Below are 25,228 nucleotides of genomic sequence, written 5' to 3'. Positions count from 1 at the left end.
GGTTCAGATGTTCACAAAGCTAATCAACATACTCAGGCACTTCTTCAGGCCGGCTCCCCTCACCAAGGATGAGGAGAAAGCCATTACTGGCCTCGAAGAACAGGGCGGAATCTGGTGAGCGAGAGACGTTTGCACGACGCACTGTTCATGGTGGCGTCGCTGTTCCCGCTGTTCATCATCCTGCGACTTGCGGCTCTCGCCCTTTACGCATCGCCCGAGACTGACGACTTCTGTTTCTCGTATCACTACGCCGACGACGGGCTACTTGGTACGGTCGCCGTCTTCTACAAAACCGCCATCGGCCGGGTTCTTCCGATGGTGCTCATGTGCCTGCCCGCGATGATTGCGCGTCCGCTTGACATGTTCATCACCTACCCCATGGTGATGCTGACATTCCTGTTCAGCTTCATCGCCGCAGGACTATGGGTCTGCGCACGGCTTTGGTCGTCTGCCTCGGCAGCGCTGGTCTTCTTCCTCGGAATCACTCTCACTGCCACGATTGCGGTCAACGCCATCAGCTTCCGCGAGATGTTCCTTTGGCTGCCCGGCGTTGCCTGCTACTTGGTTCCGGCCGCCATCTTCATGGTCGTCTTCACCTACCTGATTACGACAGCAATCGGTGACGCTCCGCTTTCAAGGAGATCGGTTGCAGTTCTCGGTGCTCTGTGCTTTCTCGCCGCCACCTGCAACGAGTTCACAACGGTCTGGTTTGTGGCTGCGATAGCGGCTTCCTTCGCCCTCCGCAGCTTCAGGCAGATCCGATCTCACATCGTTCTCGCCGGCTGCACGTTGGCCGGCTTCCTTATCGTTCTCGCGGCGCCCGGCAACCTCGTTCGCATGTCGCAATATCCAGCCGGCGGCAGGATCTGGACGGCAATCGATGGCGCCTCAAGCTGGTACGCTTACGACTGGAGCCTCCTGCTTCAGCAACCGACCGTAATCTCGTGGCTTGCGCTGCTTGGCTCCGCCTCGATCTTCGTCATCGAGCCCAAGCCGATCGACGCGCGCAAGGTTCTCCTGATCTCAGTGGGGGTGCCAACGCTCTTTCTGGCGTGTAGCTTCGTCACTTGGTTCGTGGCCTATTATGCGACAGGAGAGATGCTGGCCCAGCGCGCGCGAAATGAGACTGAAGTCTTCATCGTCATGAGCCTGACATTCGCAACCATGGCGGTCTCTCGCTTTGCAGCTCAGTTCCTGCCGGCGCGTCCTTCCAACGTGCGCGGCGTCGGCATACTCATTTGCGCCCTGCTCTGCCTACCTCTGGTCAACTCCAGAGCTATGACGCTTTACCGAACCGAACGCAGCAGCTTTGCCACTTTCTGGCTTGAAAGCGTCCAGCGACACGCAACTATCAGTCTCTCTCAGAGAGGCGACATCACCGTTCCAGCCCGAACCGCCCGCCCCTCGCTCCTCATGCAAGAGGATCTAACAGCCGACCCGTCACGTCTTCCAAACGATTGCGTGGCTGCCTACTATAGGAAGAAATCAGTCATCATGCGCTAGCTATCTCGCCCGCGGCGGTCTAGCCATCCATGTGTATTGATATAGATCGTCGTCGATGCAGCGCTGGCGCGGCGGCGCACTTGAGCAGAAGTGTTGGTTCGGACGACCTGAGAATAGGTAACGTTCTGGTTGTTGGCTCCGACAATCCCGGTGAAAAACGAAGTTGCCGGCAATGTATCCGTCTGATCCGGGCAGGTAATCGCCCAGGTCGTACCGGACGCGGCATTGACGCCAAGCCCGAAGATGATCGCCCTTACCTGAACGCCGGTCGGGACCGTAAGCGTCGGCGTGTCAGCCGTGGTTCCAACGGAACTCGTCACATCCTGCGTCGGGACTGCCCACAAGAACTCATCGCCATTCTGGTTAAACAACGTCCATTGCGCCGAGCCGTTCGTTTTCATCGAGCCGATCCGGCGATAGAGCGTATAGCTCGTCGGCATGGTCGGCGTCGTTGTCAGAGAAAACAAAACATCGACGACGTTGGTGTCCGTTCGCTTGATGACGAACACATGATACCAGGTGCTGTTCGCAACCGCTCCCGTATCGATTCCGCCGTTTCCGGTGCCAACCGCCCACGCACTCGTCGTCTTGGAGATCGCCGAGAGTTTCATGAAATCGGTATTGGTGCTATCGACCGCGACGCCATCGGCAACGCTGAAGGTCGCGCTTGAGCCGGCCGTCGAAAGCGTCAGACCGGCCAGATAGTCCCTGAAGACAGCGACATCCAACCGTAGATCGTTGGTGGAGTTGGTCAGGCCGTGACTTATCGTGAACACGCCAGTATTACCGGCGATCGATGACACGGACCCGGCCGAGCCGACCGAGGAAATGGTTGCCTTCTTCCAAGCACCACTGGCCGCCTGATCGGAAATCATGACGTAATCGCCAGCCGCTGGACTGCCCTTGGTCGTCAGGGCGGCGATATCGACATCTGTTGGCGTTGCCGATCCGCTGCTATTGTTTCCCTTGAACGTATAGGCCGCCATCGTCGCAAATTCGGAATTGGCTACCGCCGTGCCGACCGACCAAGCGTCAGATCCAGTACGACGGGCAATGCCGGTAGAACTCAGCGCCTCGACGGCAGCAAGATCATTAGCGAGTGCCAGCGTTGGATCACCAGCAACACCATCACCGTGAGAGATGCTGATGCCGGCCGCAGGGGCGATGATCTCTCGGCAGGCACCGGTCCCGCTTCCAGTGATGCTCCAGATGCCAGTCGTCGCGTTGGCAGCCAGCGCCGCCAGATCAGCGTCATAAGCCTGCACATCCGTGCCGGGCGTCAGGCCCAGTGTGGTCCGCATTGCAGCTTGATCGGCGTCATCCACAAGCGTGCGTGCGAAACTTGTGAACGTAGCAAGAGCCGCCGTTCCGTTGCCGGTGAAATAAGGCAACCGGTCTGCTGCGCTGGTCAGCGCGGCGATGGCCGATAATTCGGCGCCAAGCGCTGCGATTGCAAACGAAATCGACGATGTTCCGGGGGCGATCGGGTTGGTTGCTGTGCAGATATATTGCTTGTTGGAACTAGCTGTGCCGTCCGTGATGCTTACGACAGTGCCGCGGACAACTTCCGTGTTCCCATCGGCATCCGTCGTCCGCGTCCAGTTGCCAGACGACACATTGTAAATGCCGTTCTGCGTCGTGTCAGACTGATCCTTGACGAGAACACGATCACCCGCAACAAGCGAAACACCATCAAACGTCTGCAACCCATTGAGCGTGATGTTCGCCGTGGTCGCAGCGCGGCACGGCGTCTTGATTGCTAGGTTGGCATTCGGATCGGTGGTAGTCGCCGTCGAGATTTCGGCGTCAACCGTGATGCCGCGGCGGTCAATAATGCTCATGGATTAATCGCCCCGTATTGCTTCCACGTTCCAGGAGCGCCGCCATTGGTGCAGATCGTGGCCTCTTTCCCGCCCGCGACAGGATTGGAAAAAACGATGCGATCGCCAGCCGTCCACGTCCCGCCGGTTGGCGTCGTATCGCCGGTAAGGGTTGACCGAGCGGCCAGGCATTCTTTCGTGGCGACGCCGCCCGAATTCAGGCGGTAACTATGGATGATGATGTTCAGGCCGGAATATGGCGTCCCCGTATAGGTCGTGTTGACAGTGTTGCCAGTGCACAACCGCACACAGCCGTAAGCCGTTGCCGTACCCATCAAATAGCCAGCACCAGGAGCCTTGTGGCCGATGACATGGTTGAACGTCACCTCTACGTCGGCGCAGCCTGCATCAACCTGAACACCGTAGGATTGGAAACTTTCACCAACACCGCCAAGGCGGCATCGTGTTACCGTGTGCCGCAACCCGGCCTGGACATAGATGCCGGCGGATGTTGAACCGACGCAGTTCGAATAGCACCACACGCCCTCAACCGTAATTTCTTCTGGGACGGTTCCGGCGCCGATATAAATGCCTTCCTGATAGCAAAGATTGATCTCGCCACCCGTGATCAGCACCCGCTTTGAGGACTCAGCGCAGACAATGCCGCGCTGATGCCCGACCATGTAGCAGCTACGGAACGTGCCGCCTTCAAGATATCGGGCCGTCACGCCGTCCCCGGCAGCCGCTGTAATGCTGCCGAGAGACCTGATGTTCTCAAACACGATATCGGTCGTGTTCTCCGCGGCGAGATACGGAGAATATCCGCCCGCAACAGCGAGCGCGATGTTGTCCGCGTAAGCATCGCAATAGATCGCCTGACCATTGTTGGCGTTCAGGATCGAACCATTTTTGACAACGATACCGCGGTGCCTCTGTCGCCTCGCGTTGTTGTCGATGGCGAACTCATAACCGAGATCCCCCGCCGTGTGGAAGACGCCGTAAGCCTTGCTGCCTGCAATCTCGAACCCGTCAACGCGAATGGCGTGAACGCCGGAAAGTCGGATCGGGCAGGATGACGCATTGGTCATGTCGCCGATTTTCAGGCGGCGCACATCGATGTTGTTGGGGTGCACCGTGTAAGCCGTCCCCAGGTCGTAAAGTATGCGCGATGCAGCAACGTCCGCCGAATTGATCGACCCGACCGTGCCCCAATCGAAGTTGACACAGCCGATGATTGCCGAGCTATCGGGATATTCGATGTCCTCGATGACGCCATGCGAGAAGCCGCCAATGCCAGCAATGCAGCAACCACCCGAGCGGAGGTTATCCAACTTGACATTGCGAACGCTCCAGCGTGTTGCGTTGATATAATTGCCCAGCGAACCAACGCTCGTCACCTCGCCATAGGCAGCACCGAGGCTGACCGGCGCATGCCAGACACTCTGAGAGCCGGGAGAAGCCGAAACCGTCGTCTTGATCGTGCCGGGGCCGAGGATGTGGGCATAGCTTTGCAAACGAATACCGTAAACAGAGCCCGTGCATTCAAGATTGATCGTGGCGCCGTTCATGATCAGCGTGACGTTGGACTTGATGATCAGCCCGAGATCGGTCACGCCGGAATCGATAACTACACGATAGGTCTTGCCCGCGGCAGCATGAACGTAACCGCCGCCTGCCGCAGCAACCGCGTCAATCGTCGCCTGGATCGCGGCACGGTCATCCGTCGTGCCATCGCCGACAATGCCGTGGGCGAACGGCAGGGAGAGCAGAAACGAGGCTGCCGAGATCGCTGCCGACGCCGCGGACGCGGTAGCGGAGCTTGCCGAGGTCGCGGCATCGGAAGCGGACGCAGCCGCAGCCGCTACGCTCGCGGCAATCCCGGAAGCAGGCATTTGCGTGAAGGCAATTGAAGATGAACCGATGGTGATCGGGTCGGAGGTCGAGATGTAGTATTCGTTTCCAGCCAGCGTTGACCCGCCCGTGACGAACACGCGCGTTCCATGAACGATGTCGTAAGCGCCGTCGAAGTCCTTGGTGCGCAGCCAGTTGCCGGACGATGCAGCATAGATGCCGTTTTCCGTGCCCGTGGTCTGCTGCCACACCAGAACGCGATCATTTTCCGCAACCGTCACGCCATCGATCAACTGAAGACCGGACAACGTGATGTTGGCCGTGGTCGCGACAAGGCATGGAGCCTTGACCGCGGTCCCTTCGGCCACGGAGTAACGTCTATCGATAATGGTCAATGGAGGTTCGCTCGCTTTGCGTCGTTGGCCTTTTTCATGATCTCGGGGTTCTGCATCATGATCAGGGACCGGGCCATCTCGCGCGATTGCTGGATGGTGTTGGTCATCAATTCCTTGCGGGTCGATTCCGGCATCTGCTCGAAGCCAGGCATCGAGACAATCGCATTCAGCCGCACCTTGGCCGTGCGCCCGGCAATCCGCTGGTAGTCGTCATATTGCTGGTCGGTCAGCTCGACGCCGCGGATTTTGCGATCCATCTTGCCGGGATAGTAGCCGGCGGAAAGCAGTGCCTTGTTCACCGGATCGTTCTTCAGCCGACTTTCAACGATAGGGCTCAGAAGATCAGGACCGAGACCGCCTTCGCGAACCATCGGCTCGCCCCAAATGTCGCGCTTGGGCATCAGGGTTTGCGACAGGCCGGGAATGCGTGCCTTGAGACCGTCAACAACGGTTCGCGCATCGCGGATAATCGGGTCCATCGCTTGTGCCGTCTGAGCCGAGATCGAAGGAACGATCGTGCCCGACAGGCTCTTGATGTAGCTCTTGCCGTAGCGCTCCGGGTCGGTCACGGCCTGGATCAGGTCGGATGGGCCTTTGAGCGATGCGCGTTCAAGGATATTCTTGCTGACAGCGCCGAAGATCAGCGCCATCAGGTGCTGCTTTTCCGTGTCCTTGGCGCCGGAAGCCTGGTTGATTTCATAGGCGTCAGCCACGGTCCCGAGAATGATGCTGAAGGGATCGAGGCGATTATAACGATAGTACATATCGCCGATTTTGACGCTGTAGTCCTGCCAGCCGTTGGCGCGCATGATCGCCTTCTGCTTGGGATCAGCCGGGCCACCACCTGTGATCAAGCCCTGCGATGCCATCTCAAGCGCGGCAACGCCAACCATGGTCCCGAGCGTGATGCGGGCGATCTGGGTATCCCGAGCAACCGCGCCATTCTTGCCGGCCAAATTATCGCGGACCTCGCGAGAGAAAACACCGAGAGGCGAACGCTCGCCGGCATACTTCAGCAGGTTGATCGGCGTCCGCACGAACGGGACGACAAGCTTTGCCAGAATGTGGCTGTTCGAGAAGTTTTGAACCGAACGGCCGACGTTGCCGAGCGGGGTCTGAAAGGTCTGGTACTCCGCGACCCTCTTCGCGTTGGCAATCATCTCCTCGGTCGGGTTGGCCGACAGCTCAGCAATGCGAACATGCGTCTGCTCAGCCGGAAGGCCTTCCTGGGCCGCGATCGCATAGGCTTGACGGTTGATGTCGCCGCGATATGCGACCGACTTGAAGAACTCGTCCTCTGCCGTCAACATCCGGAGCGGGATACGCGCCTGCTCGCCGCCGATCTGGCGGTCTTTGCCGAACAGATTGACCGTGGCCGAAGGTAGAGCACGCGGATTGTACTGCTCTGCCTGCCGGGTCGTGGTTAACTGCCCCTCGCCCGTCTTGAAGGCTTTGTAGGCCGCAACAACGCCCTCACGGGAGCCCTGCACCATGCCGAACAGTTCAGCCGCGGCTTCACCGGGCAGAACGCGGTCCTTCGATCCCGTGACGAGGCTCCGAGCCTTACCGATACCGGACGCCGTTAAAGTTTCCAGCGGTCGCCAGAGGCCTGAGATCGTGTTGCCCATGACGTTGGCAAGGTGGGTCTTGGGACCGGACAGAAGCGCCGACATCCACGCCTCGATGACCATGTCCTTCAGGCTTGGCTTCGAGGTGTCGTTGACGAACTTGGAAACTTGGGCCGGCGTGTCCAACTGCATCCCGAGTTGAGCCTCGCGCTGCAACTGGAACAGGGTCTTGCCCGTGGCGTCCTTCAGGAAGGCGTCTAGCTGCTTGGCTTCCTGTTGGCCCTCAAGCTTGCGGAAGGCCCTGAGAGCGCGCCCAGCCTCTGCCGTGAGGCCGGAAACCTGCTCCTGGATCATTCGATGGCGCTGCTTGGCCTCGGCATAGGCCATGATCTCGGCTTCCGAGCCCGTGGCCGCCTTCACCATGGCATCGCGGACGGTCGTGGCCGACTGGATCAGGAGCTTACGAGCCGCCATGATTTGTTCGGCGTTGAAGGCCTCGCCCAGCTTGCGCCGGTTCAACTGGCCTTCGTCCATGCCGAGCGCGTCGGCAAGCTCCAGAACCTGCCCGTCAGTAACCACGCCGCGGCGAGCGTCGATGAAGTCGTTATTGGCTACCGCAGCATCCCGGATAACCTGGGACACGTCCTCCGGCGTCGAGAGGTTGTCCAGCCGGATGTTGCCGGCCTTATCAACCAACGGGCTTTCGGTCTTGAACGGCTCCTGAGAGCTTACCGGGACTTCTGTTCGAGACTGAGCTGATGGTCGAGCGCCTTCTGCCGGAGCGACACTTCCGCCCTCGCCGACCGCTCCAGATGCTTGATCGTTTCCAGCTTCTTGGGGTCGTGCGGCTTCATTGCCATCACGGACAGGTTGCGGACCTCCCGCTTCGCGTCGTTCAGCTTTTGACGCAACTCCTTCGAGTCGGGCATCGTGTTCCTCAGGGATCTGATCCGCGGCGAGCCTATCACGTTCGGCACGGATTGTCTCCGCCACGGGATGGGCAGTTTCCGGCGTCGCGCTCAGCGCGTCCGCCTCATGAATATCGGCGAACGACTTGGCGCCTTCCGGCTCGATCTTGACCTGTTCGGGCTTGAGCGCAACCAGGCGGTCGAACACGCCCCGGATTTCATCATTGATCGGGGACTTGAGACGGTCCACCGTCTGGTAAATCTTGGTCAGCCAGTTCTTGAAGGCCTCGAACACGCGGGCGAGGCCCTGTGTCGGCGCCTTGCCTTCCATCATGTATCGCTCGAACCCGCGGGCGAACTGCTCATGGTGGCGGACCTTGATATCAAACGGGGTATCGACGCCAAGCCACTTCAGCACGCTATCGGCATCGGCCCGGATGGAAGCCGGCGCCTTCTCGTGCTGCGAGTCCTTCATTAGCTCTTCCAGCCAGTGATGGCCGGTTTCGTGGATGAAGGTCGAGGAATTGGCGTCCTTGAACAGGGTTATGACGGCCTTGCCGTCTTCCGAGAACCGGATCTTGCCGCGCTTGATTTGGTTATATTCGTCTTCCATCACCGCCCGCTCATACGCGGACAGCACGTCAGGCGCCTCGCCCTTCTGGATCATCTCGACAACGCGACGCTCAGTCACTGGGTCGATGTCGGCGGCGCTCCCGCCGCTGGCCTCGATCTCATCCGCCAGCTTGTCGGCGATATGCTTGTATTCCTCGTCCTTGTTGATCTTGGCAGGCTCAGCCGATCGCGTGTTGCGGTACTGCTTATTCCCGCCCGCCTCTTCGGAGATCATGTCCTGAAGATCGTTGACGGATTTGGTCAACTCTCCGCGGTTTGCCGCGCCCGGCGCATGCTGGATATCGTTCGGGTCGAGGATGAAGGAGTTTTCCTTCGCCTTGGTCAGCGCCTCGTCCATGCTCATCCCGTCCTTGCGGAACAGGCGGCCGGCGCCGGGAATGGTCGGGTTCTCGCCCCCGAACATCTGCTTCAGGTCTTCGGTCGGCTTCAGCCCGCCTTCGCGAGCAAGGAAGTCGAGGAGGGATTGATTGGCGCGCTCAGGAGTCGCCCCCTCGCCCGGCATGACAATCTTGGGCCTGGGCGGCACAACAGGCGCAGGCGCCTCACCGTTCGGCCCACGGATTGCAGCCCCTTCGGCCTTATACAATTCCTCTGCCGTGCCCAACTCGCCGCCGAACCGAGCAGCGCGGGCTTCATAGTGCGAGGCAATCACCTGACCGGACGCAGAAGCCTCCTCAGCCGGCCTGCCAGCAAACGTGAGCTTGCGCGCAACGTCTTGGGCAATCGGATGTTCGGCAGTGATCGGCGCACCCACGGCCTCCGCCGCCCCGGCAATCGGCGTTTCAGCCACAGCAGCAGGAGCAACATCAGCAGGCACAGGCTCAGCAAGCGGTCGAGCAGGTTCACCCTCCACCGGCTTGCCGGATTCCAATACCTCAGGCTTCACCGCGGCGGCCTGTTCCTTGATCGTCGGAGCCGGTACTTCCGCGGTCCCCTTCCATCCAGCTTCCCCAGCGCCAATCACGCCCATGTCACGGGCGCGCTCGATCTCGGCCAGCATCGGATGCGGCGGCGCATGAGGAACGCCCGTGGGCTGCCTGAAGCCCGCAGGGAACGCTTCCAGCGCGCCCGCAGCCTCACGGCCAAGCTTGGGCTGGCCCACTTCCTCGCCAGTCTGCGCAATCGCCTCCTGCACGCCCCGGAAGGCAGCAGGGAGACCACGCATGATCGGATCGACAACCAGGGTCGCGGCGCCACGAAACAGGCTTTCGTTCATCGCCTTGATGATCGAACGCTGGCCCTTGTCGTAATCGTTGAAGATGCCGGCCTTCTTCATGGCGTCCGTGGACTCTTGGGACAGCCCGCCGGGCTCAGCGCCCCAGCCCTGCTTTGCGCCCTGCCCGAAATGGTCGAGAACGCGCGCAACCGGGTTAACCGACGTGTCGCCGAAGATCATATCCTGGATCGGCGAGGTGCCCAGCGTCTGCCGACGATAGCGCTCCCGCTCCACGTCCGCGGGGAATAACTCGTCCACGCCTTGCGGCTGAGCCGGGAATAGCTCGTCTACGTTCTGCAAGCCGGCCATTACTGGCTCACCGGAACGGCAAGAGTGGCCGGCCTCGGCGCAGCCCAGCCCTTATCAATCGCCAGTTGATCGGCAACCGTCTTGGAGACCTTGCCGCCGCGATAGGCCGCGACCAATTCATTCAGCGTTTGGACCTTCGTCGCATCAAACGTCGGCGCCTGAGCTGCCGCTGGCTGGTCGCGCACAACATCGTTGAACCACTCGCTCATGGGCCGCCTAAAGCCGCTGATGGATTTGCCGATGTAGTCAGGGCTATCCGGGTTCAAAAGCTGTACCGGCGTCTTGCCGGCCTTCTTTCCTTCCTCGTAGGCAGGCAACGCTTGAGCCAGCCACCGGAGGTATAGGTTTTCGCCCTTAGGGTCGGGGATATGTAGCCCTTCGTCCGCGCCGCTGATCTCGGACTTGGCGTTCTTCAGGAACTGCTTTTTCATCTCGCCTTCTGCAACGCCCTCAGGCGTCTTACGCGAGTTGATTTCGCTCACCAGCTTATCGACCCCGGCAACCGTCAAATCGCCATCCGGGCCAACGCGGCTGTAGAGCTCAGACGGGTCCGTGATCTTGCCGGGCATTCCTTCGGGCGCATGGACCTTCTGGTACGCGTCGAAGAAACCCTTGCCGTAGGTCTTGTCTGCCTTCGTGTCGCCAAGTGCCCGACCAGCCGCCGAAATCATCCGCTCCTTTGCGGCCGGCGTCAGATGCGGGTCGACTGCGATGCTCTGCACGCTCATCTTGGGCTGAGGACTGTACAGATCCTGCAAGACTTCGTTTTCGCGAACTTCGGACTGCGCCTTGACTTGTTCGGCTTGCAACTTGATCTGACGTTGCTGCTCGATCGAGCCGCCCTCGACCTCCTGACGCGCCGTATGCAGCATGTCATAGGCCTTATCCTCGGGGATGAAGTCCACGAGACCGCCCTTACCGCGCTGCGAACCCGCCATCTTCCGGCCGGACCAATCGACGACCGTGTCCGTTGTCTTGCCTTCAAGAACCGACTTGTTCGCGACGATCGAGGCCGGCGTCACCACATCCGAGATCGGCGTACCAGGAGGAGCCCTCAAGACCTTGGCCGCATCGTTCACGCCAAGGAAGTGCGCCAGGTAAAGATTCGTCGGCGTCGGAGAAATACCCTGATTGCGCAGCACCGCCGCGTTGTCGTCGAGCAGATAGCCCGCCATCTCGCGAGAGACTTTCGGGTCGGCTCGAAGGTCTAGAATTTCCTTCTCGCTCCGACCCTGCAATAGATCAGGGCGATGGTTCTGCACCATATCCAGCCACGTCCCGCGCGTGAACTGAAAGTTGCCCATAGCGGATGACGTAGAAGAACGCGCCGCCGGGTTGCCCGTGGCGTTCTCAACCTGACCAATGCGATCAAGGACGGCATCCTTGCCCTGCACGACCGGGCTCAACGTCTTGACCCGATCTTCCGGCGGCATCATCTGGATTGCGCTTACCGCGTAATCCTCGGTCCACTTCTTGCGGTACTTCTGCTCAGTCACCGCGTCGATATAGCCGGCATCTTTCAACCCGCCCAGCAACTGATGCCCGGCCGAAATGAACTTGCCGCGCTCCTCAGGGTCTTGCGTCTTGAGCGCAGCTTGCCTGATCTGGTCCAGTTGATCGTTCGTGGACGCGATCGTCTGCGTCTTCTGAAGGTCATAGACCTTGTCGCCGACCGCGAGGTTCTGCCCCGTCAGGTCAGGCGCTGTCTTCAGGCTCCACAGCTCCCGCTTGCGCGGGTTCGAGATCATGCCGACAGATTCATCGTATGCCGCCTGAAACTTCGGCGCATAGGTCTTTTCGAGGTCGGCCGGGTCAGTCGCTGTCGAAATCTCGTCGCGGAGGGTCTTGGTTTTGATCAGATAATTGGAGTTGGCACGGGCCTCGTCGAGGGCGTCCGTCTGGCTATTTTCCTGCGCCTGGACAAAAGCGATGTCCTTGCTGGCAGACTGCACGCCCTTGCCGATATCGGAGGCGCCAGCGCCAATCGCCGCAGCACCTCGCGCATAGCCAGTAACGTCATAGGTCGCGATCGGCCGGCCAGAACTGGCCGAAGGAGAACCGCCGAGCGCAGTATCATCGGGGAGTTTAGCCATCAGCCGTAAGCGATCTGATCTAGCGAACGAGAATCGCGCAGGCCAGGCGTCTTATAGGTTTTGTAAGCCGACCCCGCCGAGCCGATCAGCGTGCCCGCCGCAGAGAGATAGGAAGCGTTCTGCTTTGCCTTGCCTTCAGCAAGCGCGGCATCGCCACCCATCCGCGAGCCCATAGCCTGATCTTCCAGACCGCGCGCCCGGTTCTCGCCCGTGTACATGTCCATCAGCGATTGATATTCTCCACGTCCCGCGATGTCCTGAGACAGACCAACAACGGTCGGGTCAGCCGCACCACCACCGCCCGCCGCCGCGTTGGCGAGAAGCGACGATTGCAGCAAGGTTTCCTGACGGCCTTTCTCCAAAGCCGTCCGCTGCGAGGAAGCCCGCGATTCCTGCGCCGCTTGTTCTTCCTGCGCCGCCTTGAAATAGGCAGCGTCCTGCTGCGACTTCCCGGCCGACGCAGCAGCATTGCCGCCCATGATCGTGCCGGCGGCAGACAGCGCACCGCCCGCAACCGTCGCAACCGTCATCGTGACGGGATCGTGGACAGCTACTCTGCCGCGGAAATGGTCATAGGCCTTCCACATCTAGTTGGAAGCCTCCCAAACCCATGCTTTATCGCCGTCAACCATCACTTCTTTGAATCCCAATCGTGCAAGCCAGCGTTCCGCGGCTTCATTAGTTTCTTCAGCAAGTGCAACAATCCGACGATAACCAAGGCGTTTCGCCTCCTGCATCGCAACCAATCCGGCCCTGTGAAGGGAGACAGCGTATTTCTCAGCGCCCGGCTTCTTCAGCACAAAGGCGGCGATCGTATCGTTCGGCTGGTAGGCAAAACCACCAATGCCAAGCAACTCGCCATCATGTTCAACCGCCCATGCCCGGACTCTCCAGGGCAGCGGTTCGTTGATCATTTGATCGATATCGGCCCGCGTCGCGGGTCTAATCCTCGTTTGTCGAGACACCGACAACCGCCGCCAGCACCATGCAAGGACGCGGAGCCGTCGCCCGCAGGCACAGCCGCGAATCCGTATCCCATTCTCCAGGAACCGTAATCATCATGCCGTCGAAGTCAGCCCAGACAGCGTTGGCGTCAACCTCGGCGCCCTCCTCGACCATCGGCATATTGTCCATCGTCGTGAACGACTGGCCGTATTCGAGGCCTTGGGCGTGAGTGTTCGCGAGCACCAGCCCGATCTTGTCTACCTTCTTGGTCTGGTTCAGCGCAGACCCGAGCTGCGCACCGTAGGCGAGCTTCGCGGACTTAAACGTCGCGCTATAGCCGAGGCCAACAATGGCATCCGTCACCGCTGAGCCGACCCCGGAAATGGCGCCTGCCGTCACCGTGAACGTCCCCAGATCCCGGCCCGTCGTGGCCGTAGACCCGTCAGGCATCGTCACGGTAAACGGAGACGAAGTATTCCAGCCCCAGACAACGACCTCTTCACCCTCAAGATGATCGAGGCCGGAAATGGCCGTAACCGCAGCGCCAGTGTAATAGACGTGACTGTCAGCGCATCGCGCCTCAGGCAGCCCGGTACACTGATCGCGCCGCGCCAGCTTCTCCAGGAAGCGTTTTGTTGAGCCGTTGATGGTACGCTTGATCGAGTAGTAGACGCGGTTTTCCAGTGATCCCGGAAGGATCGCCACGGACTCAACCTCGCCGTCAGTTTCAATCCGCCACCAGGCCTCAACCTGATCTTCGGCGTCATGAAGCAGCGTCGCGACCTGTCCATCTCCACGAATGAAATGCAGTTGCGTATCAGGCTGCCGCTGCACATCGAGATCGACAAAGCCTTCCGAACCGATATCCGGGTTGAGCCTCGTCAGATCGTGCGCATTGTAGTCCTGACTATCGACCGAAAAGGCCAGTTCGAACACACGGCGATTGGACTGCTGCACGAACACGCCGCGGGTGTCGATCTTGACCGCGCTGACCGGAGCCGAGCCCTGCGTCGAGCAATCCTTCAGAGTGAAGTTCGTAGGCGTCAAGGGTTGGTCGAACGAGCCGGAGCGAACCGAAGTTTCCGCACCTTGCCGGCCGACGATAAGCCGCCCGAGCGGCAGCATCCAGTTGATGGTGTCGATCGGACCAAACCCGACCGAACGATTGATCGGCCCTGCGTCGCCGGCCGTATCAGCATCGAAGCTGGTATAGGAATCCGAGACCGAGCCCCAGATTTTGTCCCGCCCTGCCCACCATAGCCGCCCATCATGGAAGGCCACGCACGACGGCCACCCGGACAAATCAGACCAATCTCCCTCAGACCAGTCGGCAGTTGGATTAGCACTCGAAAACGCCGAGAGAACTTCCATCTCGACTGAGGTCGGCGAAGTGTAGCCCGTAACTCGGCCGATGCCGGCAGCGCCGCCGCCAGTATAGGTCAGGCTGAGAACAGCAGTTCCGCTGGTGTATTGCGCCGTCTTGAAGCCGAGCCGATACCATGCGATCGTGTTGTCGAGCCCGTCATCGTAAGGCGCAGACTGATTTATCGTGTATGTCAGCACATCGATAAATCCGCTCGTCTCGGAATCGATCGAGCGTTGCAGCGTCACAATGCCGGACCACGTCCCGGTCAGGGCATAGTTGAACGTCCGGTCGGCGCCAACGCCGGCCACACGAATGGTGGAGCCAAAGGTATTCGCCGCCGCGATCGAGTCGTTTGTGGACTGCCCCGTCGAGAACAACCGGAAGAGGCAGCCAACGTGGCTCGACTGGAAGTAAGCTCGGCTGGCCGTAACCGTCGTGTTGCCCGAGAGCGAACCAGGAGAGAGCGTTATGTCAGTTGAATTGCCGTTCTGGAACGGCCCGTCATTCGACTTGTACAGGACGACCGACCACGAATAAACGCCGCGGCGCTCGATCTGACGCTGTTGCTGGCCTTTGCAGCCAACATAAATGATATCGCCAGACTGCGTGAACCTGATGTAGGGCAGATCGTCCGCATCCCAACTCGTCGGGATTTCCATCGCACCAGCGGCCTCGATCGTGATCGAATCGACTGTCTTGATTTGTGCGGAAGTCGTCTCAAGCTGGATAAAGACAGAAGCCCCGATCGGAACGAACGACAGCGAATGTGTGCCGGTCTCAAGCGTCGTCTGGGCGATATAGTCAGCGCCGCCAGATGTAGAGCCGGCCTTGAACAGGACCGGGCCGGTATCGACCACAATGCGGAACGCCTGCCTGACGTTCTGGTCAGCGCCTGCGACAGCAACCGTTTGCTTGGCCTGCGCCGTGCCGCCACTGGTCGGCATCGACACATCGAGCTTGCCGCCCGATATCGTCGCGGATGACCCAGCGCCCGACGTGCTGAGCGTCCAGCTTACGCTACTGGAGAAATCCCCGTTGATAACAGCCGTGCTGACCGATGCCCGCGTGACCAGCGTTTCCACGTCGGACGCAACGGTCCAGACCCGCATGACCGAGTCCGTCAGTTCAATCAGCGCGAGGTCCGTATTCGAGAAGATGAACGGGACCAGCCGGCTTGTCAGATCGTCATTGATGCCGCCGACGTGCTGCAAACCAGGGCGCAACATCATGGGGCCGAGAACCCACGGCGCCCAATTGATCTGCTCCTCGGCAGACAGCCGCATCCGCTCCACATCGACGCGGCCTAAAGCGTAACGGGAAACCTCGCCACGGTTGAACGCGAGAAGTGGCGCATTCTGCTTGCCCATTTAGCGGGTATTGCCCGTGTTTCGGTCACGCCCGCCAAGACGGGAAGTTGCCCATGTCCCGCGCGGAGGAAAGCCGACCGGCTCGTCCATTGCGTCCTTGGAACGCGCGATGGCGAGCGCCCGCTTTTCGTCCTTCTTCAGGTCATCGTTGGGGAACGCGCCCGTAATCCGCTTGCATGTTTTGACCGCAAGCCGCAATGACACGTACTCGGAGAACGACTCCGACCACAGCGACAGATCCATGCCATAGGCCGTATCGTTCGAGACGTACTTGACATAGATCGGATCGACGTTCGCATACCAATAGTTCGGCTCGTCAACGACCGTCAGCAAAGGCGGATCGAACGTCTCTGTTGACCCATAAGAATACAGACGCACGAAATCGGACGGCTTGGTGAAGGCATAGGTATAGCCAAACGTCGGCGTGACGCTGGCCGAGCTGTCAGCCTGGATCGCCCGCATCGAGAAATTCCAGAAGCCGGCTTCGAGACAATAGGCAACAGCGTCATCATAGGCGTCATCAAGCGCACGGCGCGGCTCGCGGGCTTCAGCCAACGAAGCCAATTTGCGCTCACCTAATACAAGGAGAGCCGAATTATAAAGCGCGAGTTTCGCCGCCATCTATCAGGCCGCCATCTTCCGCAAGTGATCGTCAATCCACTCGATTGCCTTGTCCTTGGACTGGAAGCCGGCAGCGAGCACCTGACCGTCAGCCTTGCGGATCACGTCATGCATGCGCTTGCCGACGTTCCACTTGGTGGTCAGCGGCGAACCTTCGGAGACCTCAGCAATGGCCGGCTGGTCCTTGTGCTGCAACCGAACCTTCAGGAAGCCCTTGTTGACCTCTGTCACGATCAGTTCAGCGTAGAGGCCGGTATCGAGCTTGCGCACTTCGATGATGTCGCCGCGCCCCTTCGAGTTGGCCGGATCATGGCCCATAACCTGACTGGCGAGGTCAACCCAGAACTCAGGCTTCAGCGCGTCCTCAAGGGACTGCTCCTCGGAAAGCTCAGCCGACCAGCGATTGAACTTGAAGGACGTGAGGCCGAAACTGCGGGCTGACATGCGGCGTTTTGGATCGCTCATAGACCACCTTGGTAAGAGAAAGAGGCGGGCAGCCGAAGCCGCCCGCCCGGAGGAGTTAGGTAATCGCGGTCGGAGCCTGCACGGTCGCCGCGGCGCCGCTGGTGCTCAGAACCTGGTAGCGCTTGTAAAGCGGCGTACCGACGTTCACGCAATCGACGAGATCGCCCTTACGCATGCCCTTGGAGGCGCCATCCGAGAAGTAGCTGGCACCCACAATGGTAGCGTCGGCATCCGCCGCCGAATTGTAGTAGGTGAACACGCGCGGATAGGCGCCACCACCAACAGGGTTGGAGGCCAGCGCCAGGTTGTCAGGAACGTAAGCCATTGTTCAGTTCTCCTTAGCTCAGGCCGAACGCGGAGCCGTCGTGCTTCAACTGGACGATGCCAGTGTTCTGCAAGATCTTGGCGCCGTGGAAGATGGACGCACGAGACCAGGAGATGTCCTGCTTCTCGTCGTAGCCGATGTGGATCGAGTCCTCGCCGACGTTGACCGAGTAGCCGATCGCCGAGCGGTGCCACATGTAGCAAAGCTCAGTCGCGGTACCGACGCCGGTCACGCGGGCGGACTGCATCCAGTTGACGCCGGACCAACGCAGCATCCTGCGGGTCGGACCAACCAGCGGCTTCACGTCAACGTAGTCCGAGCTCGAAAACTCCGTGGTCTGGCGCAGATACGCCAGGAACCCCGAACTCACGATCGCGAACATGTTGTCCTCTTCCTCAACGGGGATATCGTTGTTTCCGAGGTAGCCCTTGGCCTTCTCCACCATCGCAACCGAGGCCGTCGCATAGGCGCCGGTATCGATGGTCGCATTGGCGAGTTCAGCCAGGACGGTCAGATCGATGTCGCGATTGATCACGTTCATCGAGGCCTGACGCATGATGGCCTTCTGGTCGCCCTGCGAGGCGAAGATGTTGAAGCCGGTCAGCTCATAGGGAGCGTGCTTCTCAACCAGCGTCGCAGTGACCTGCGTGTTGGTCGGGTTGCCATAGGGGATCTGGCCGTTGGTGCCGCGAGTGACCGCGGTATCGGTGCCAGAGCCGGCCACAAGGAACGTGGCCTGGTTGCCCTTCATGACGGTTTCTTTGGTGGTGGCAGCGCGAAGGACGGAGACCTTGCCTTCGAACTGATCGACGAATGCCTGCCGGTACTGGACCTGTGCAGCTTCAATGGACATGGGATGTCCCTTTCATAATCCTTTCGTTTCGGGAGTTGCCTCTGTCCAGGTTGTCCGGCAGCGTTCCGCGCTCGGGTTGGCCTTGCGGCGCCGAGGTCGGTTGTGTCGGGGCTATTCGTTGGCGTGTGTGCGTCTAAATCAGGGGCCTTGCGGGTTGTCCTGGAGCCGACGCGGGCTCGAATTGGTTAGGCGGCCTTACCGCGCTTCTGCATCTTCAGATCGGCGTCGATAAGCTCAAGCTCTTCGGCTTGCATGGCCTTGTTCTGCTCGTAAGCATTCGGGTCATTGCGGCGCAGCGTCCTGATCTCTTCAAGCCGCGCCTGCACGTTCTTGCCCGGATCGGTCGTACCTGCCGGGACCAGCGTCGCCGCCGGGTTGAGTTCGGTCGCGAGCACGGCAAGCTGCCGGATGAATGCCGGGTTGTCGCCCAGCTTGCGGCCATCAGGGCCACGGCCGGCGAGAACGGTTGAGGCGAGACCTTCCGGCCACGTCGAGATCAGGTTGTTGACCGCGGTCAGGTTGCGGCGGAAGTCCGGTCCTTGCCAATCCTTGCGCAGGGCGTCTTCGGACTCCAGCTTGAATGCAACGTCCGCGTCTTCCTGCTTCTGCCGCGCCTGATCCTGGATCTCGTAATACTTCGCGACTAGACCGTTGAAGGCCTTCGGGTCGAGGTTGCTTTCATGAGCGACCGCGGCAAGCTCAGCCACAACAGGCTTCTCAGCCTCGCCGATCACCATCCCGTTCGGCAGCGCCAGCTTGGCAACATACTCATCCGCCTTCTCGGGCAGTCCGTTTTCCTTGCGCCAAGTCGCCTTCTCTTCGGGCGTGGCATTCTCGGCCAGCGGCTTCTTGTACTCTCCCGAGGACATCTTCTGTTCGAGCGAACGGAACGACTTGGCGAAGGTAGCCTCGTCCGGGAAGCGCGCGAGACGCTTCAGGAAGGCGTCATCACCGCCGGCCATACGTGAGCGCCAGTCGGGCTCGGCTTTGCCGGCATCCTTATCGGCCGCACCAGCATCAGAGCCCTTGTCGTCGCCGCCCTTGTCGGCAGCGTCGAGAATGGTTCCGGCGCCCTTGTCGGCGCCAGTATCCGCGCCCTTATCGGCAAGCTTAGTGTCATCAGCGCCGGTATCGGCACCTTGGTCGTCGGCCATAAAGGCTCCCTACTGTTGTTTGATAACCAGTTTCGTCAGCTTGATGATCTGCATCCCGACGTGGCGCTTGCCCTCTGCAAACACCGTGTCGCGGTCGCTATCAGGCCGAAACGATAGATCGTATGTCCCGCAGAGCGTGTTGATGATCCAACCGATTGCACGCTGCTGCTGCCCCTCGTTGGCCTTGCCGGCTACGAGAGCCTTGATTGCGTAAACGTCGGCCTCATCGTATGCCGCGGGATGCCATGGCTGGATGGGGATAAGCTTCTTCAAGCCGCCGCCCCCTGAGCCTGAGCACCCTGCGCCGCCTGCACAGACTGCGCCGCGTCGCCCATGGTCTGGACAGCCCCGCCAACCTTCGACGCCACGTCAGCCGCGCCAGCCATTGCCTGCGCTGCCTGCTGCGCCCGCTGGATCTGCTGCTCCTGCGCCTTGCGGGAGTCCGAGATTTCCTTCGGCACAACCCATGTCGCCGGCACCACAGCGCCAAGCGCGTCACGGAAGGCCGTATCGATATCCACGTCAAACCGAACGCCAGGATCAAGCTGCGCAGCCTGAGCCAGCAATTGGCCGGCCTCCTGGAACGCATTCACCTTCACGCGCTCGTTGGCTTCCTGCAACGGGCTGGCAAACTGCCAGTTGATCTCATGGCCCTTCAGGACCTCCGGCATATCCTCGAACGAGCCGAAGATGCCGAGATCCATGGCAACGTTCCACGTCTCCTCGCACAGCCCGCCGTTGTATTCGACTTCCATCGGCTCAAACAGCGGCAGAGCCCGGCGGATGTATTCCTTGACCCGCTCCTGCGTCTCATAGGCGGTCATCTTGTCGCCGCCCTGCGCTTCCGGCAGGTTGATCACGTTGAGGAAGAACGCCTCAGTGATCATCTTCTCGATGCGCTCCTGAAGCGACTCGCCCCAGTTCAGTTCGCCGGGTCGATCCATCAGCCGCTCAAGCGCCGGCCCCATCTTCTCGTCATAGGCCGCATCCACCCATGTGATGCCGCCGGCAAACGTATTGACGCCGCCCTGGATGGCTTCTGCGGTCGCCTTCAGCGGCGGGTCAACCGCCTTCTGGCCGGCCTCCAGCATCGTCAGCGTCATTTGCTGAAGCAGCCGAGCATCGGGAAGAGAAACGACCGTCGAGGGCGAATAGGCGTATTGAGACCCGGCAACCGTCACCCAGCGCGGGATGACGTAGTTCGATCGCTTGACCGGCACCTCTTCCAGGATCGTATCGTGCTCAACGTCGATATAGATCGACGTGAACGGGAGGCGATTCCTGCGGCCCTTCTTCTCTACCGAGAGATCGTATTCATCCTCGGGAATGATGATGTGACGGCACTTGATTTCGCGGTAGGGCTCGTTCCTTGCAAGCTTCTTGACATCGCCTGCAACCTTATCCGGGAACAGCCGCATCAGCGAGCGCGCTTCGAGCTGCCAGTTCCGGTGAATGGTATCGATCGTAAGCTCTGAGTTCTCGCACCAGGCAACGTCCTTGAGATGCCAGTTGCGATAGAGAATGCCGTCGAGATACCTGTTCGGATCGACCGAGATCACGGTCTGGCCGAACGCAACGAAGTCGTTATCGCCCTGCTTGGTTGCCCGGATGAACCCCGAGTGCTGGTCGTACATCGCACGACGCATCACGTCGGACTTGGCGTCGAGCCATTGCTTGGCGGTCGCGTCCTTGTTGATTTCCTCATCGCCCGTTCTGGCGTGGAACCATGCCGTGCCGCGGGGGCGCAGCATCGAGGACAGCGAGTTGCCGAGATCGCGGTGAGCCAGCACAGGCCGGCCCGTCATCAGATTCGAGGCGAACTCATCCCCAAGCGAGCGCTGCGTAATGAAGTCGGCCCGGATCGGATAGAAGTTTTCCGCCATGGTCTGCCACAACGTCAGCAATGGCTGTCGCTTGGAGAACAGGCGGTCCCCTTGAAGGGCTAACTCCCGGACGCGAGATTTGGACACTTAGGTGTTACCAGCGCCCAGCGTGGTCGCCGAATAGGAGTCGGACACGCGGTCCTTCGGCGCCGTGAGAATGGTGGACTGCCGGCCAGCCCTGCCCATGATATCCAACTGCGCCTTGCGCCTTGCTTCGAGCACGGCCGGAGACGTGGTGTCCGGCATCGTGGCCGGCGGCTTGGGGGCTACCGGCGCTGCTGCGGGTGCCGCCTGCGGAGAACCGAAAATGCTGGTCATATTACCTTCGCTTCTTCATGTTTTCATATCCGCGGTTCGCGGTTGTTTGCAGTGACGACTTGTTCAGCTCGCGCTTAACCGCGGCGTCTCCGGCAGATAAGGCCATCACACACGCGTCACCCTTGCCGGGAGAGCGGCCAAGCCGCTTGCGCAAATCGTCCTTATTCTCGATCAACAGTCCGCGCGCCGAGACCTCATAGGTTGGCGCAGCGAGATCGGACCTCAACTCAGGATCAGGCGGCAGCGCAATCACAGAGCCGCCCTGTTGATCCGGGTTCAAAGCCTCCCGAAACCGCCACCAGGCCTCGGCCCGTTTGTTGGCGAACTTCAGTTGTCCGTCGATCGTATGTCCTGTCGCAGCGCCCGCCCCGTTAAACCCAACGTGGGGGATGCCATTGTCCTTCAGGCGCAGCGTAACCGCGCCGCCGTAACCGCCGCCGACATCGACCACGACCGGAGCGCTATCCCGCCGATGCGAGATGATGACGCCCGCAGCCTTGGACCCGTCCGCCGTCTCCGAGCCCTTCTCAGAGATCATTTCGGCGTACCAGCCGCCATGCCGCCTTGCCAGCTCAGCGCTATCAGCGCCGCCGCCAGCGGGGTCAAAGGCCATCGCAGTCATGTTGAAGGCTTTGTAGCCGTCAGCCTTCCAACGTCCCTGCGCCTCGATCAGCCATTGCGTCGGCAGCACCTGGAAGTCGGCGTCCTGCCGAGCCGCCATGAAGTTACCGTCGCGAACCGCGGAGCGTAGCGGCTCAGGCAGGCCGTCGAGGTTGGCCTGATAGTTCGTATTGATCAGAAACGGGTTGTCCTTCAACGCCGCCGGAATGAACGTCCGGGACATCGGAGAAAGCTTCTTGCCTTCGAGCTCTATCGGCTCAGGCCCGTCAAGCTCCAGATCGGAGCCGTCAGGCGCCGTAACGAACCACCTCAACTCGCCGTGCTTGGCCGGCTTGGGATGGGTGACGTCCAGCCATGGCCGGAACATCCCGATAATCCAGTCACCGTCCGCGTTAATGGGCGGGTTGGTGCCGAGCACCGCTCGAACCCTTTGGCCCTCTTCCGTCGATCGCAACCAGCCCAGGTGAAACCTGATCTGGCTTTGAAGGAACTGCGTCGCCTCGTCGAAGTATTTGAAGTCGAAGGCGTGGCCCTGCCAATCCTCCTCATCCCCGGCATGTTGATTGCCGGCGAACTGGATGTACTTGTCGTCAACCCTGAGCAGAGGAGGCGGCGAGCCGTTGAAGCCGTTCCTCGAGCCGTTGATAGCGATAGCGCGTTCAGTCAGCGCGCTCAGGTTGGCGTACTTGCGCCGCATGATCAGCGAACGCTTGTGAGCCGTGAAGGCCAGACCTAGACCGAGATCCGACTTGCCGCCACCGCCCTGCCCGCCGTAGAGCAGAACGTCAGCCTTGCAGAAGTAGGCGTCGGTTTGTGGCCCCGAGTTGGGAATCCACTTCATGTGCCCCGTGACCGCCATTGCGTCGGCGATCACGGCTTTCTTGTCAGCCTCCGGGAGCGAGCCTAGTTTGCCTAGCAGCTCGTCAAGGAGACTCAAACGTTAGACCGTTGCGGAGAACGGCGTCGCGACAGTGCCCGTGCCCGAGATCACGGCAGAGACCAGCCACTTGGTGGAGGCGATGTCCTCAACCTCGATGTACTCACCGAGCGAGACCGAGCCCGTGGTGGAGCGATTGAGCGTGATCGTGTCGCTGGTCGATGCCGCGAAGAACGAGGACGCCGCGCCGGCCGTGTCCGTGTCAGCGATCACAACGCCGCCGATCATGGTGTCCGACGAGTTCGCGACCTTGACGATGTGGCTGTTCGAGGTGGCAAGAACCGACACGTAGAAGCGATACTTGGCGCCGCTGCCAACAGCCGCAGGGAGCGTCACAGTCGAGCCGGCCAGGGTATCGAGCGCGATCAGCTTGCCGCTATCGTCTGCCGTCAGGGTGCGGGTGGATCCGGCCGCGAGCGGGGTAGAGCTACCGCCAGTGATGACCGAGCCTTTGACGACCAGGTTATCGTCCTTGTCCAGGCCGAGCCTGCGACCGAGAATTGATTTGAGAATGTCGCCCATGTGTTAGTCCTTTGCTGTTGCTTGTTGCTTACGCGGTGATGATCGAGATCGAGACGCCGGCCGCGAGCGGCACATCGAAATATTCGGTCTCATTCGCCATGAGCCAGATTCCGTTCGAGGCAGTCGCAACGTCGCCCAACGGGCTTGCGGCGCCTGACTTATAGAGCTTGAACCAACAGGTAGTGTCGGTCTTCAAACGAGTGCCGATCGTCGCGTTGTCGAGTGCAGACGATTCCGCATGCGTCGAGCTGATCGTGACGTTCTGGGGGGCTTTGCCGGGAAGCTTCGCCACCTGGTTCCGGTTGTTGCCGGAGGCGTAGTATTCCCAGATTTGACAGGTAGCCATTCAAGTCTCCAAACGACAAAACCGCCCGGAGGCGGCTCGAAATTCTATGGTGTTTTCTGACTAACCCTGCGTCGCCTTAGCCAGCGTGAAGGCTATCCGCCTCGCAGCTTCGGTCTCGCTTAGCTCGCGTGTCTCAATCGGGCCGCCCTCGCGTCCGGTCAGCTCAGTCTTGTCAGCCAGCCCAAGATCCCGCGCGATGATGTTCGCGTTCAGGAGGTCGGCAGCAGCACCCGTGAACTTCTGGTCGCGGATGATCTGCTCAACATGGTTGCAGACTGGCAGAAAATCTTCACGAGCCCGGTAATCGTCCCAGGTTCTCCGAGCCACATCCAAGAAGATGCAAAGCCCAGAGATCGTCATTGCGCGCATCTTGGCAACATCAACGTGAGTTGCGGCGCCCTGAAACGAGATGATCTTGTCTTCCCAGAGCGGATTTTGCTCGACCCACTCGAAATACTCTAAGCAGGCCTCCAGCAGAGCGTCAGCCGATTCGAAGATGGGCCTCCGTCCGTGAGAGGATCTAGCCTCCCAAAAACGGTTTCCCTTAGGGGCAGCCATTGCTCACGTCAATTCCGGTCCAAAGTTCAGCTTCTGATATCGGTTCTCAATAAACCCGCGCCAAGCATGCCCTGTGCCGATGTACGGCCAACCGGGATGGGCACGGCTCCGAAGTTGCTCGCCCAGTCCAACCCACTCCTCAGCGCTTCGTAATACGCTACTGACATCGGCTTGGGATTGAGTGGAAATAGGCCCCAGTGGCTGCACGACTGCACTAGCCGCCCGTCTCATCGCCATAAGGCGAGCCATTGGTAAACGCTGCGAATTCATGCAATGCGGCATCGGCTTCCTTCTCGATCCTGGAAGCCTCAGCCTCAAGTTGGTCGTCAACAGTCGCTGTCTTGGCCAACGCAGCATCAAGCTTAGCCATGGAAGCGGCCCGACGATCAGCAGCTTTCTGCTTGATGTCTGCCAACTTGGCCTGAATCGTTCCAGGCTCGTAACCAGTGATGCTCATGCGGGTGTTTTCCGTCCGTATCCAAGGATTTAGCAGAGCGAACCTGATTTCGTCGTTGCTTGCCATCGGCCCAACTTCGACCGACCTATTCTCGATCGTAATGATCTGGTTGCCGTTTTCAGCCCTGCTCACCTGAAGCGTTTCGACGCCGGGGATATCCCGAAAGGCCTCCCGGAGATCTCGGTACGACATCG

At 60.3% G+C, this 25,228-nt stretch carries 21 protein-coding genes; 1 reads left to right on the top strand and 20 read right to left on the bottom strand.

Annotated features, from left to right (window positions below):
• Positions 1-129: 129 nt before the first annotated feature.
• Entirely contained in the window at positions 130-1,503 is a 1,374-nt protein-coding gene (locus IVB27_RS32825) for a DUF6056 family protein (RefSeq protein WP_247446927.1), read from the top strand.
• On the opposite strand, the gene IVB27_RS32820 is transcribed toward IVB27_RS32825, so the two are convergent.
• From IVB27_RS32820 to IVB27_RS32725, 20 genes are all read right to left on the bottom strand, one after another.
• A complete protein-coding gene (locus tag IVB27_RS32820; protein ID WP_247446926.1) occupies positions 1,500-3,344 on the bottom strand; it encodes a phage tail protein in 1,845 nt (614 codons plus the stop codon). The two genes, IVB27_RS32825 and IVB27_RS32820, sit on opposite strands and share 4 nt — an antisense overlap.
• The gene (locus IVB27_RS32815; RefSeq protein ID WP_247446924.1) at positions 3,341-5,569 is read right to left on the bottom strand and encodes a right-handed parallel beta-helix repeat-containing protein; all 2,229 of its coding nucleotides are present in this window, start codon (positions 5,567-5,569) and stop codon (positions 3,341-3,343) included. The genes IVB27_RS32820 and IVB27_RS32815 overlap by 4 nt, the downstream gene beginning before the upstream one ends.
• Complete coding sequence (locus tag IVB27_RS32810) at positions 5,566-10,203, bottom strand: hypothetical protein (protein ID WP_247446923.1); 4,638 nt, start codon at positions 10,201-10,203, stop codon at positions 5,566-5,568. Before IVB27_RS32810 ends, IVB27_RS32815 begins: the two co-directional genes overlap by 4 nt.
• A complete protein-coding gene (locus IVB27_RS32805; RefSeq protein WP_247446921.1) occupies positions 10,203-12,296 on the bottom strand; it encodes a lysozyme family protein in 2,094 nt (697 codons plus the stop codon). Before IVB27_RS32805 ends, IVB27_RS32810 begins: the two co-directional genes overlap by 1 nt.
• Entirely contained in the window at positions 12,296-12,883 is a 588-nt protein-coding gene (locus IVB27_RS32800; RefSeq protein ID WP_247446920.1) for a hypothetical protein, read from the bottom strand. The genes IVB27_RS32805 and IVB27_RS32800 overlap by 1 nt, the downstream gene beginning before the upstream one ends.
• Positions 12,884-13,261, bottom strand: coding sequence for a GNAT family N-acetyltransferase (locus IVB27_RS32795; protein ID WP_345946952.1), 378 nt, complete (start codon positions 13,259-13,261; stop codon positions 12,884-12,886).
• The gene (locus IVB27_RS32790; protein WP_247446918.1) at positions 13,239-15,974 is read right to left on the bottom strand and encodes a phage tail protein; all 2,736 of its coding nucleotides are present in this window, start codon (positions 15,972-15,974) and stop codon (positions 13,239-13,241) included. The genes IVB27_RS32795 and IVB27_RS32790 overlap by 23 nt, the downstream gene beginning before the upstream one ends.
• Positions 15,975-16,595: a phage connector family protein gene (locus tag IVB27_RS32785; protein ID WP_247446917.1), complete on the bottom strand. Its 621-nt coding sequence runs from the start codon at positions 16,593-16,595 to the stop codon at positions 15,975-15,977. It abuts the gene before it with no gap.
• Positions 16,596-16,598: 3 nt separating this feature from the next.
• Positions 16,599-17,060 (bottom strand): hypothetical protein, encoded by a 462-nt coding sequence (locus IVB27_RS32780; RefSeq protein WP_247446916.1) that lies wholly within the window; start codon positions 17,058-17,060, stop codon positions 16,599-16,601.
• 55 nt (positions 17,061-17,115) lie between these two features.
• Positions 17,116-17,385, bottom strand: a complete 270-nt coding sequence (locus IVB27_RS32775; protein WP_247446915.1) for a hypothetical protein — start codon at positions 17,383-17,385, stop codon at positions 17,116-17,118.
• Between the two features lie 13 nt (positions 17,386-17,398).
• A complete protein-coding gene (locus tag IVB27_RS32770; protein WP_247446914.1) occupies positions 17,399-18,238 on the bottom strand; it encodes a phage capsid protein in 840 nt (279 codons plus the stop codon).
• Between the two features lie 185 nt (positions 18,239-18,423).
• Entirely contained in the window at positions 18,424-19,392 is a 969-nt protein-coding gene (locus tag IVB27_RS32765; protein WP_247446913.1) for a hypothetical protein, read from the bottom strand.
• 9 nt (positions 19,393-19,401) lie between these two features.
• Complete coding sequence (locus IVB27_RS32760) at positions 19,402-19,665, bottom strand: hypothetical protein (RefSeq protein WP_247446912.1); 264 nt, start codon at positions 19,663-19,665, stop codon at positions 19,402-19,404.
• A complete protein-coding gene (locus IVB27_RS32755) occupies positions 19,662-21,362 on the bottom strand; it encodes a portal protein (RefSeq protein WP_345946951.1) in 1,701 nt (566 codons plus the stop codon). Before IVB27_RS32755 ends, IVB27_RS32760 begins: the two co-directional genes overlap by 4 nt.
• On the bottom strand, positions 21,363-21,593 hold the full coding sequence (locus IVB27_RS32750; protein ID WP_247446910.1) for a hypothetical protein: 231 nt from the start codon (positions 21,591-21,593) through the stop codon (positions 21,363-21,365). It abuts the gene before it with no gap.
• A gap of 1 nt (position 21,594) precedes the next feature.
• Positions 21,595-23,088, bottom strand: coding sequence for a terminase (locus IVB27_RS32745; RefSeq protein WP_247446909.1), 1,494 nt, complete (start codon positions 23,086-23,088; stop codon positions 21,595-21,597).
• A 66-nt stretch (positions 23,089-23,154) separates the two neighbouring features.
• Positions 23,155-23,673 (bottom strand): hypothetical protein, encoded by a 519-nt coding sequence (locus IVB27_RS32740; RefSeq protein WP_247446908.1) that lies wholly within the window; start codon positions 23,671-23,673, stop codon positions 23,155-23,157.
• A 28-nt stretch (positions 23,674-23,701) separates the two neighbouring features.
• Positions 23,702-24,019, bottom strand: a complete 318-nt coding sequence (locus IVB27_RS32735) for a hypothetical protein (RefSeq protein ID WP_247446907.1) — start codon at positions 24,017-24,019, stop codon at positions 23,702-23,704.
• A gap of 60 nt (positions 24,020-24,079) precedes the next feature.
• A complete protein-coding gene (locus tag IVB27_RS32730; protein WP_247446906.1) occupies positions 24,080-24,577 on the bottom strand; it encodes a DNA-packaging protein in 498 nt (165 codons plus the stop codon).
• Positions 24,578-24,791: 214 nt separating this feature from the next.
• Positions 24,792-25,226: a hypothetical protein gene (locus tag IVB27_RS32725; protein WP_247446905.1), complete on the bottom strand. Its 435-nt coding sequence runs from the start codon at positions 25,224-25,226 to the stop codon at positions 24,792-24,794.
• Positions 25,227-25,228: the final 2 nt, after the last annotated feature.

It is taken from the genome of Bradyrhizobium sp. 197, from assembly GCF_023073375.1.
Lineage (GTDB): Bacteria > Pseudomonadota > Alphaproteobacteria > Rhizobiales > Xanthobacteraceae > Bradyrhizobium.
Note: the sequence above shows the minus strand (reverse complement) of the source record. Positions and strands in the feature narration are given on the sequence as shown.